Annotated in this window: 10 protein-coding genes and 1 pseudogene; 4 read left to right on the top strand and 7 right to left on the bottom strand. The window is 62.2% G+C overall.

Annotated features, from left to right (window positions below; translation table 11 throughout):
- Positions 1 to 149: 149 nt before the first annotated feature.
- Together ACLP9N_RS03880 and ACLP9N_RS03875 are read left to right on the top strand one after the other, a co-directional pair.
- Positions 150 to 415, top strand: a pseudogene (locus ACLP9N_RS03880) (VOC family protein); the annotation flags it as partial.
- Between the two features lie 123 nt (positions 416 to 538).
- Entirely contained in the window at positions 539 to 784 is a 246-nt protein-coding gene (locus ACLP9N_RS03875) for a type II toxin-antitoxin system Phd/YefM family antitoxin (RefSeq protein ID WP_442406154.1), read from the top strand.
- A 430-nt stretch (positions 785 to 1,214) separates the two neighbouring features.
- Here ACLP9N_RS03875 and ACLP9N_RS03870 read toward each other — a convergent pair whose 3' ends face one another.
- The 5 genes from ACLP9N_RS03870 to ACLP9N_RS03850 form a co-directional block, all read right to left on the bottom strand.
- Complete coding sequence (locus ACLP9N_RS03870) at positions 1,215 to 2,528, bottom strand: DUF3427 domain-containing protein (protein ID WP_442406153.1); 1,314 nt, start codon at positions 2,526 to 2,528, stop codon at positions 1,215 to 1,217.
- A complete protein-coding gene (locus ACLP9N_RS03865) occupies positions 2,465 to 3,493 on the bottom strand; it encodes a DEAD/DEAH box helicase (protein ID WP_442406152.1) in 1,029 nt (342 codons plus the stop codon). Before ACLP9N_RS03865 ends, ACLP9N_RS03870 begins: the two co-directional genes overlap by 64 nt.
- Entirely contained in the window at positions 3,490 to 4,761 is a 1,272-nt protein-coding gene (locus ACLP9N_RS03860) for a DEAD/DEAH box helicase family protein (protein ID WP_442406151.1), read from the bottom strand. Before ACLP9N_RS03860 ends, ACLP9N_RS03865 begins: the two co-directional genes overlap by 4 nt.
- Before the next feature lie 90 nt (positions 4,762 to 4,851).
- A complete protein-coding gene (locus ACLP9N_RS03855) occupies positions 4,852 to 5,226 on the bottom strand; it encodes an HIT family protein (protein WP_442406150.1) in 375 nt (124 codons plus the stop codon).
- A gap of 35 nt (positions 5,227 to 5,261) precedes the next feature.
- Positions 5,262 to 6,824, bottom strand: a complete 1,563-nt coding sequence (locus ACLP9N_RS03850) for a serine/threonine-protein kinase (protein WP_442406149.1) — start codon at positions 6,822 to 6,824, stop codon at positions 5,262 to 5,264.
- Between the two features lie 89 nt (positions 6,825 to 6,913).
- On the opposite strand from ACLP9N_RS03850, the gene ACLP9N_RS03845 reads away from it, so the two are divergent.
- Together ACLP9N_RS03845 and ACLP9N_RS03840 are read left to right on the top strand one after the other, a co-directional pair.
- Positions 6,914 to 7,246: a DUF3060 domain-containing protein gene (locus ACLP9N_RS03845; protein WP_442406148.1), complete on the top strand. Its 333-nt coding sequence runs from the start codon at positions 6,914 to 6,916 to the stop codon at positions 7,244 to 7,246.
- Between the two features lie 319 nt (positions 7,247 to 7,565).
- Entirely contained in the window at positions 7,566 to 8,534 is a 969-nt protein-coding gene (locus ACLP9N_RS03840) for an SMP-30/gluconolactonase/LRE family protein (protein ID WP_442406147.1), read from the top strand.
- Here the strand turns inward: ACLP9N_RS03840 and ACLP9N_RS03835 are convergent.
- Together ACLP9N_RS03835 and ACLP9N_RS03830 are read right to left on the bottom strand one after the other, a co-directional pair.
- Positions 8,531 to 9,391 (bottom strand): SDR family NAD(P)-dependent oxidoreductase, encoded by an 861-nt coding sequence (locus tag ACLP9N_RS03835; RefSeq protein WP_442406146.1) that lies wholly within the window; start codon positions 9,389 to 9,391, stop codon positions 8,531 to 8,533. The genes ACLP9N_RS03840 and ACLP9N_RS03835 overlap by 4 nt on opposite strands.
- 235 nt (positions 9,392 to 9,626) lie before the next feature.
- A partial coding sequence (locus ACLP9N_RS03830; RefSeq protein ID WP_442406145.1) for a hypothetical protein occupies positions 9,627 to 10,684 on the bottom strand: 1,058 nt, incomplete at its 5' end.

Below are 10,684 nucleotides of genomic sequence, written 5' to 3'. Positions count from 1 at the left end.
GCGCCGGGACACCGGCGCCGACGAGGTTGATCCGTTCGCGACCGTGTCGCCGGGCACGGCCGGAGTATGACTCAGATTTGGGGCCTCACCTCGGATTTTCTGGGTGACGGCGTGTCGGGACCGGGCTCGGCGAGTCGTCGCCCACGGCTCGGGACAATTTCGTCCTCGAGCTCATCCAGTACTCCAAGCGTCAAGTGCGCGCCGGGGCCGAACGCGTTATGGACCAGGTGGGGCTGACACCCATATCGTTTTCGGTGTCCGACCTCGGTGGAGTGACGGAGAAGGTTGCTGAGTTCTGGGAGCGGTGGTTGCTGCGACGGTGACCGAGGGCTCGGCAATGATCCGGGATCCGGATGGGCAGCTGCCGGAAGTGCTTTCGGATGGGTGGCTTAAGGTGCTGCCGCCGCGGTCTTGATACGGGACTGAACGGTTTTGGCGGCGCCACGTGACCCGCCGTCGAGGCCAACAGACGGTTACACCGTGCCCCGCGTGTGCCGCGGCGCCTTCACGGGTACTGCGTTCATGCCACACTCGTAGCATGTCTGAAGTGGCATCTGGTGAGCTCCGTAACGATACGGCCGGAGCGCTTCGGCGCGTGCAAGAAGGGGAGAAGGTTACCATCACGGTCAACGGCCGACCAGTCGCAGTTCTCACTGCGGTTGGCGCCCGGAGCCTCCGCTGGCAGACCAAAACAGAGTTTCTGCCGCGATTGCGCCGCGCTCAAGCCGATCCCGGGCTTATTGAGGACCTCGCGGTGCTCGCGGGCGACACCACCGAGGACTGAGATGAACAAAAACTTGAGTCGTAACCAGTTTCAGTGGGAAGCGCCAACGGGCGCCTCATCGACCTCACCGGCTGGTCAGCAGCAAAGATGCGTTCGATGCCTATCGGCCAATGCAAAAGCGAAAGCGATCTCTTTCTCGGCGACGTGTGAAGTGACAGTACGGCTTTGATGCCCGTTGCCGGCGAGCGAACCGCCGTCATCTTGCGACCTGCAGAAGTGACCGGGGGCGACGCGGTCCATTCTCAGCTGCAGATGACTCCATTCAGCGAGGGTGATCGCCGCCCGTGACAAACCGTATCCGATCATCAAGCGCAGCAAGCGAGTGACGGTTTCTTGACATTTGCACCATATCTGGCGCTGTCGAGCCAATGCCCTGCAGGGAAAAGTCTTTGGTCCCCGCTCGGCGGTCGGATTACTTATTGTGTTCCGCTCATTGCGGATTGAAGTTGTGAGCACTGAACCCGAGGCGCGACTGGAGCTCACCGGTCAGCGGCGTCAGCAGTCGGAACTTCACCAACATTGGCTCGGCTCCCTCGTGACTGATTGGGATCACGCGACCAAGGTAGGTAAATGCAGGGTCGTTTCCCTTCCGCCGCATCCATAACTCGATGGGCTTCCCTGTCTCTAGGGCATCAAGAATTTCCTTGCCCTTCTTGCGTTCTGGTGAGGTCGTCAACTGTGAACTCCACACGAAGACGTCCGGGCCTTCGAAGTGTTCGGTGTACTGCGTGCGGTCGGCACGTTTCTCCAGTGAGACGAACAGAATCGCATAGCTTTTCAGCGAGACGTGGCCCGAGCGCCAGTTTCCTGGGTTGTAGACCTCGCCATACAGGGCAGGAACATCTGTACTCTTGAACTGCTCGCCTATCCTCGAGGCCAGAGGATTGATGTCCTGTTGATCCAGCTTCCTAACGAGGTGTGCAACCGGCCGCATGTTGGGCTCACCATAAATGGGTGCAACCAACGGATTGTTGGACTCCAGAACGTAACCGCTACCCTCGCGGCGGAGCACCTTCAATGTCCCTGCGACTCCGTGCTTGCCGGCAGTCTCGACGATGACGGGTTGGTCGACGTAGTCCCGAGCAGACCTGCCTGTGATCCACTCGAATAGTAATGGGTCACCGTGCTTGACCGGGTTCGGCCCGCCGTCCATCGAGTCGCCCTTGGCGAAGCAGACGAAGTAATTCAATGGTGTCAGGCGGCGGTCGCCCTGCCTTCTGATGGGAATTTCGGTTGCGGCATGGTCACTCCACGATTGCTGAGCTCCAGGACCACAAGCGACCGTATAATCGCCGAAGACAGGGACATAGTCGACGTCGAGGCCGGGGCTGGCTGAATCGTCGGGCCGGAGGAGCAGTGTGCCGTAGACTTGCTCCAGTTTGACCGCGTGTGTCGTTCCGGGGTGGCCCGCCGACGGGCCAAACCAACCACGAAGTAAGCCCGGCAGGGCGTTTCCGGCGGTATCCGCCCGTGTCGCGAACGCAATGGCACCCTTTGTGAACGAGGCGCTGTAATCCGTTCCGTCTGCGATGAAGTCAACATTGCCAGTCGGTAAGTCCGGCGACTGCCGTCGATCGAGCCGGATGATTGGATGCCCGTCGGCGTACGCGAGCCGGCATGTCCACGAACGTGTCGTCGCTTTCTCCTTGTTGAGCACGTAACTCGCGAGGCGATACTCGATCAGCTCGGCGGCCATGGCGTCGAAGACATCGCCCAGCTCGTCGTCGACCGCAAAGGTCGGCACGATGCGGTCCCGATCAAGCCGGAACAGCTTTGCGGTGCCAGCTCCATCAGGCCCGGTGCCGGTGAGGTGGGCGATCGGCCACCTCCGCCAGTATTGAGCCCACTTCTCGCTTGAAGCCATAGCAAGGTCCGGGAATTCCTTGACGGGTACGTCACGTGCGAGGCGGGGTCGGCCAACAATAGTCGCCGCGACACGCCGGCATTATTGGCGATATCGTCACCGATGCGCAGCGCGTTCTCATGAAGCAATGCCCGAATGGCGATTAGCTTGTAGCTCTTGGTGATGCTCTCTACCTGAATTGCGCACAGCGTATCGCCAAAGGCATCCACTACCGCTGCCTCCCGCTCGCCGAGCAGATCGACAGCACGCAAAAAGTTAAACCAGCTGCCGAAGGTTCCATTCACGACAGCGGGGTCGTGGCCAGCCCTAAAGGTCTGCGCTGCTGTCGGCCGAAGCCCTTCCTCCTGCATGTATGAGCGGCAGTACTCTTCGATTGCGTCGCGCGAACTGGTGCGCGAGAGCGCCTTCAGCATCTCGACGACCGTGAGGTCGTAGTCGACCGAACAGCCATCCGGTAGATCAAAGTCTTTGCTTTCTAACGCGGCAAGGACTTGTAACGTGGTAGGTGTTTCTCGTCGGCCGAGGCTCAATAGTGTGCGAGGTTTGAGCAGGAACGAACGTTGGTTGCCGATGAAGTCGATGACCGCGAGCGCGTCTTTGCCGTCTTGAATGCGAAGGCCGCGGCCCAACTGCTGCAAGAAGATGATCGACGACTCTGTTGGCCGCAGCATGAGCACGGTGTCGATATCAGGAACGTCGAGACCTTCGTTGAAGAGGTCGACGGTGAAGATCACTTCCAGGTCGCCACTGCGTAACTCGTCGATTGACTGATGACGCGGCGCACTTGAGGAGCCACTGTGCACGGACGCGCATCGAACCCCGCGCTGATGGAAGAAGTCGCTCATGAAGTCGGAGTGGTGCACCGACGCGCAAAATGCCAGAGTCCGGGCACCGTGGTGCGATTGCCACTCATCGAATGCTGACTGCGCGCGTTCCTGTGTCTCAACGGCTCGCTCAAGTGCTTCGGGATCGAATCGACCGTTGCGCCAAGGGATCGGTTCGAAGTCAACAGGTCCGGCACACCCCAGTAGTGGAACGGCACGAGTTCGTTGCGGCGGATGCCCTCGACGAGATCGCAATGGAAGACAAAATTGTCGGCGCATAACGAGAGCAAGTCCGCGCCGTCCGTGCGTTCGGGTGTCGCGGTCAGGCCGAGCAGAAACCGAGGTGTGAAATGGTCGAGCACCTTCCGATATGTCGCGGCCGCGGCGTGGTGGAACTCATCGACAATGACGTAATCGAAGGTATCGGGAGCGAACCGGTCCAACCTGCCGGACAACGTTTGCACTGTCGCAAAGACAAAGTCGGCTTCCGGCTGCTTTTCGTCGCCGAAGTACAGTCCGATCGAGGCCTTCGGATTGACCTTGCGGAATACGTCACGACTTTGCTTGAGGATCTCCTCGCGATGGGCGATGAACAGCACACGGGCAGCACGTGCCTGCAGCACGTCGAAGGCGGCCAGCCAGGTTTTACCCAGACCGGTTGCCATCGTGATCATTCCGGCGCCGAAGCCATCGATTCGTGTTTGGGCGAGGGCGCGCAGGGCTTCCTCCTGTATGGGCCGCGGTACAGGAGGCGACACTGGAACGTCGGCGACCTCCACGGTTTCGGGGACCCAAATGGGGGCAGGCTCATATGACGCAATCAGTTCGTCGGTCAGCGGGATGCTGCGGTGATCGTGCCACAGGCTCAAAAATCGTTGCTTCAACTCGTCGATGGCACCGACTAGGAGGTTCCATTCGATACCACCGTCTAGGCCGGGCCGACTGAGGTTGCTGCTCCCAACGAATGCCGCCTCGGCGCTGCCCGCCGCCGAGTAGAACAAGTACGCCTTCGGGTGGAAGCTCACCTCGGGGTCGTGGAATAGGCGAACGCTCATCGCTTCGGGATCGTCTTCGATCAAGTCGTGCAGACGCGCCAAAGCGGCGGGCTCGGTGAGGCCGAGGTAGTCGGTGGTTAGGATGCGGATATGTGCGCCCCGCTCAAGCGCGTCTTCGAGCGGTCCGATGAGCAGATTGAGGCCCGACATCTTGATGAAACTGACGACGATCTCGATACGGTCAAATTCGACCTTGCGGAGATGGTGAACGAGGGCAGGAAGAAGTAGTCGCACTTGGCCGTCTATTAGCACCGGCGTTCGGAAGTCGAGGCCTGGCGCTGATAAGTCAGAGGTAGTCGATTCGTCGGCGGCAGGCTCCGCCAGTTAGTTGCCCTTTGAGGGAATGACCGCTCTCACCCCACCGCGCGGGTCCGCCACGTCGCCGTTAAACCGGGGAATGACGTGCACATGCAGATGATCAACAGTTTGGCCGGCGGCTCGGCCGGCGTTAAAACCGACGTTGAAACCGTCGGGACTGTGGAGTTCGTCAATTTTCGTGCGCACGATGTCGACAAGTTCGAAGATGTCCGAACGCTCTTCAGGCGTCGCCTCCCACCAATCGCTAATCTGTCGCCGTGAGACAACCAAAGCGTGTCCCGGATTTACCGGATGTGCATCCCAGATCGCGAAGGCTGATCGATTAGCCGCGATCCACTCGGCACGAGGTACGTCGAAAAAGGGAGACTCAGGTGTGATCATCGGAAGCTTCCGCGCATCGACTTGATGTCCTTAAATCAGTTGTAGGCCGTACTGCCGTCAACACCATGCGTTGTGCTGACGACCTTGGCGGCGCAGTGGTCTCGGTCGAATCCGTGGTCCCGGCACCACGCCAACGCACCTGCGGAGTTGCCAAAGGTGATGCCTGCGACGGTGACCCAGAAGTCTGGTGCCGAAAAGGTTGACCAGTCGCCGGACCACAACAGTCTCGCTCCGGGGAAGCGCTGCCTGAGTTGCAGGTGCTCTTGCAGAGTCATCGCGTTGTCCCAGACCATCCCGTTGTCGACGACGCCGGGTCGCTTAGAACTCAATTGCGGCACCCAGCTGTCGGTGAGCCGCGCGTTGACGAACGGTCGGTCGTCAGTGGCGATCTCCCGGAGCTCCTGCAGTGGGTCTTGCGCTACAGAGGTGGGGGTAGTGGGTGCATGTGCCGGCTGTGTCGCTGACGACGACTCAGTGGAGTACCAGGTCGGCGCCGGAGTGGAGTAAGGCACCAGCGACGGGGTCGGCGGCTCCGAGCTGTTGGAATGTTTGTCGGCAAGAAGGCCGATGATCACGCCAACACCGCACACCAACGCCACTGCGATCCCTATGGCGGTGCCTACCAGGAATTGTCGTGAGCGACCTTGCCGGGCGGCAACTACAGGCGTTGGACCCGTTGCCGGATAGGCGTACTCGGCGTTTAACGGCGGATAACTAGGGGGACCACTCCTGTATTGAGGCCCTGCCAAAGTATTGACGAGGGAAGGGTTCGTCCGCTCATCGGTGAGCGCACGCTGGGCGGCGCGTCCCAGCGCTCCCGCACTGCCGTAACGGTCATCAGGGTGTTTCGCCATGCCGCGGGCGATGACGTCATCGAAGGCGGCCGGCACGGTTGGATTGATGGCACCTGGTCGCGGCGGCGGCGACGACATGTGAGCGCCGATGGCCTGCTCAGCACTGTGAACAGGAAACGGCTTGGCGCCCGTCAACGCTTCGTAGAGGACACAGGCGAGCGAATAGACGTCGACAGCCTGCGTTGCTTCCTGGTCGCCGAATCTCTCGGGAGCCATGTAGTCAAAGGTGCCGACTTGGTGACCGGCGATCGTCAAATGCGTGTCACCGAGTGTTTCAGCGATGCCGAAATCCACCAGATACGCGAAATCTTCCGGTGTTACGATGATGTTCTGCGGTTTGACATCTCGATGGATCAGCCCCTGGGCGTGCGCAGCGTCCAGTGCTGCCGCGATCTGGCGAATGATGTCGGTGGCGCGGTGCGGATCAAGAGGGCCGCGTTTAAGCATTTCATGCAACGTCTGTCCCCGGACCAACCGCATGTCGATGTACAGATTGCCGTCGATCTCTCCCCAGTCATGGATCGGTATGACGTGCGGCTCCTGCAGGATGGCTGCGGCACGCGATTCGCGCAGAAACCGCGCCCGATACGATTCATCTTCGGCGTACCGGTCGGTGAGCACCTTCAGCGCGACGGTCCTACCCTTGGTGGTGTCGTACGCCTCGTAGACCTCACCCATGCCGCCCTTGCCGAGCAAGCGTTTGATCTCGTACTTGCCAAACCTCTCGCTGACGAGCGACTTCACCACACCCCTCCTCTCCTAGCTGTGGACAGTATCGGGTGGTGGGGACAAGCTACGCAGGCGTTTGCCCAGGAAGCTCCGTCTCCAGTGCAATGCCGCCGAGAATCGTCAGCCCACGCCTTTCGTCCTCTGCCGCGTGGACGGTCGTCTGTCGCGGCCTTCCGGGCTGTGGCCTCAGATCTTCAGCTAAGAAGGACCCCACCGTCGACATCCTTACGGTCTGCGGCTACAGCAACACCGTCACCTACCACTCGGGCACACCCAAGATCACCGATTCGGATTACGACAACAGCATTCGGCAAGGGCGATCGCCACGTCGGCTAAGTGGTGAACGCCGTTTCACCCACCGGAGCCCGGGAAGTGCAGCGACGCATCGATTTCCCCGTAACCTTGCACGGTGTGCCCGCCCGCAAGCCCTCGGCTGAGCGCCGACGCTGGCGAGTTTGCTGCGGGGATCGTGCGAGTGGAGCACGCGTTTGTCGCGGCAATGCGCGAGGGACGCACTCGTTCATCGGCCACCGTGCCTGCCGTCGCTGAAAAGTCGCTCGGAGGCGGGCGTGTCGGTCAATGGTTCTCAGCGATCACCTTCTACCGGCGTGACGGCCGCGGCGGTCGGCAGGCGTCGGGTTAAACCCGTGCAACACGGTGCGACCCCTATCTTCGCGCAGCAGTGAAGGGCAGGCGTCGGTAGCCATACCCCTCCGATAGCCTCACAAGCAGCTGCCACACGTCCGAGGGACATCGATGACCGAAACAGGTGATACTCCCATCGCAGTGGCCGGTCTGCACGCCGTCGGGCGCGGCGTCCAGCGCCCCGAACACGTCGTGGTGGCTGGCGATGGCAAGGTGTTCGCCTCCGACAAGGCCTCGGCCGTCGCAGAACTGATCGATGAGCACACGGTTCGCCGCATAGGGCAGGCGGGTGGCGAGCCCAACGGGATCGCGCTGGATCGCAACGGCCACTTTCTGATCGCCAATTTCGGCTCGGGTGTGCTGCAGGATCTCGACCCGGTGACCGGCGCGATCACGGCGGTGATAGGCGGACAAATCGATGGACGCCCGTTGCGATGGCTAAACTTCGTTCTGGTGGATTCCGCCGGGGCGCTGTGGTGTTCGGTGAGCACGGTGGCCGACGATCTCGTCGACACCATCGCGCGAGGCACCCCCGACGGGTTCATCTTTCGCGTCGCACCAGATCGCCAATCGGCGCGAGTGGTCGCCGATGCAGTGAGCTTCCCCAACTGCATGGCGCTGGATCGCAATCAAAACTATCTGTACGTGGTCCGCACGCTCGCCGCCGACGTGGTGCGGTTTCCGATCGAGGGCGAAACACTCGGCCCGCCGGAGCGATTCGGCCCGCCGCTGGGTGGCCGGCGCCCCGACGAGTTCGGCCCGGACCACGGCCGGTTCATTGCCGACCCGCAGGTTGGCCGCCGGTGGGGGGTGGCCGACGGATGCGCGTTCGACGCCGAGGGAAACCTCTGGGTCACACTCGTTTTGGCCAACAGGATCGTGGCGATCCGCCCGGACGGCACGGCGACGGTGGTACTCGACGACCCCGACGGTGCGATGTTGAGCGGTCCCACCAGCATCGCCTGGGGTGGGCAGGACATGCGCGACGTCTACATCGGCTCGATCCTCACCCCGTACGTGCTCAAGGGCAGAAGCTCGGTGCCCGGCCTGCCGATGGTGCACCAGCGCCAGTCGCGCTAGCCGCGCCCGCCAGGTTCAGAAGGCCCCGGTCTCATGAAGTCCGGCATCGCCTCGTCGGGGTTGGGCGGAATCATGGACGCGGGCAAGCCCCACAGCTGCCGAATGGTGGCACCACCGTCGACGATGAGTGTCTGACCGGTGATGCGGGCAGCCAGCTCGGAGGACAGGAACAACGCGGCGTTGGCCACGTCGTGCGCGCGCGGCGCCGCCAGCGGGTTGATTCCATCGACGGCGTATTCGTTCGGCGGCTGGTCCTCGTTGCCGGAGCCCACATTGCCCGGCGCGACCGCATTGGCGCGAATGCCGTACCGGCCCAGTTCGTCTGCGAAGGTCTTGACGAGCGAGATGACGCCGGCCTTGGCGGCGCCGTAGGCGGCGTGGTAGGTCGCCGAGGCAATGCCGTCGACCGACGCCAGCGCGACCAACGATCCACCGCTGCCCTGGGCGATCATGTACCGTGCCGCGGCCTGAAAAAGGTAGAACACCTGGGTCAGGTTGTAGTGGATTGCCGCGTCCCATAACTGGGTTGGGAAGTCCTCGACCTTCGACCAGGTCGCACCACCGATGGTGTCGACGCACACGTCGACACCGCCCAGCGCTGCGACGGCGTCGTCGATCGCCCGACCGACCTGCACGGGGTCGGTCATGTCGGCGACGATCGGGATGGCAGTGCCTCCGCTGCCGACGATCTCGCCGGCGACGCGATTCGCGCGCTCCTCGTCGATATCGATACAGGCCACCGAGGCGCCCGCCTCAGCGAGGGCCAACGACGTGAACCAGCCGTGGCCCGCGCGCTCGGGGATGTAGCCCGCACCCGACACCACCGCACGCTTGCCCGATAGTCCCAGGTCGATCACGGCCGGCTCCCTTGCATCCCAACCAGTCAGCCGCGCGCCGGTGATGGCTGACGGCCGTACGGTTGGAGTGTCGAGACAGCCTCGACCACTGTCAACGACGACTCCCTGCGCCCGGGCTCCAGGCCCCGGCTGTGTCGGACAGCATGCGAAGTGTCGAGCCTTCGGGATCTAACTGTACTGATCACTCGCCGTAGCGGCAGGCCTTCTCAGAATCAGTTGTACTGCAGTGCCGTGACTAGCATGACCGCTCAGTCGAGCACGACGAGTCGGGTTCCTCGACTCCAGCGCTGGCCGCCAGACATTCAAAGCTTTTGCTGTGCTCTATATTTGGTCCTTCGTCAGCATGTTTGCCCCGCAACGGCTCTGCCAGCTGTGCACCCAAGGAGACGAGCCCTCGGCCGACCACCGCAAGTACCCGGTTCGTGGTGGTTGCTGCGGCTTCGATGGTGGCGAAGGCGGCATCGAGCAGGCTCGGAACGTGGAAGTCCTCCCAGGTCTCGACCTGGTGCTGGCGCGCCTTCGCAAAACTGTCGAACTCGTCGCGCAGGGCGCAGCGCTTTTTGGCCAGCTCTCGCACCGATGAGAATCGGAAGCCGTCGATGGCCGCTGACCTCGCGAAGCGGTCCAATCTTTCCTTGGCGTCCCGGTAGATGTGGATGTCTTCCCGAAGGTGGTGGTCGACGAGCTCGCGAGCTTCATCGATCGCCCGCAACAGCTGCTCGGGTTGCGTCGCCTCGATTCGCGCGAGGCTCAGCCGCTGCCATTTGTGCAGCGATTCTTCCGCGATCACCAAAAGGCTCAACGCGTCGCCGAGCCGGTTGTCGTTGATCGCGTTTCGTAGCTTCGCGGCGCGCTGCTGCACGGGCAGGGTGTGATCGAACGAAGCCAGGATCCGCACAACGTGGTTGCGTAGTTGCTCGACGGCGACGTTGAGCGCCGGGCCCAAGGCGGCCACCGAATCCCAGTACGCATCGGGGAGCGACCCGTACTTTTCCAACGAGTCAACCATCCGCGAGATCGTCAGGTTATTGCCTAGGACGTCACCGGCGCGGTGTGCCCGGGCTACTTCCAGCACGAGCTCGACTTTGTCCTCCACGCGACGGACGGCGTCTTCGACCTCGGCAACTGCGGACTTCAGCGCCATCTGCACCGCGATCATCTGCGCTGACATCATCGCTTCCGGGCCGAGCCCTGCCGGCCGCCACTGCAGTGGTGTCAGGAACTGGCCATCCTCAACGAGTGTCGTCAGCCGAAAGAAGCCGTCGCTGCCGGGAATCAGCTCGCCATCCTTCA

Origin of the sequence: Mycobacterium sp. (genome assembly GCF_052144515.1) — a bacterium.
In the GTDB taxonomy this organism is placed as follows: domain Bacteria; phylum Actinomycetota; class Actinomycetes; order Mycobacteriales; family Mycobacteriaceae; genus Mycobacterium.
Note: the sequence above shows the minus strand (reverse complement) of the source record. Positions and strands in the feature narration are given on the sequence as shown.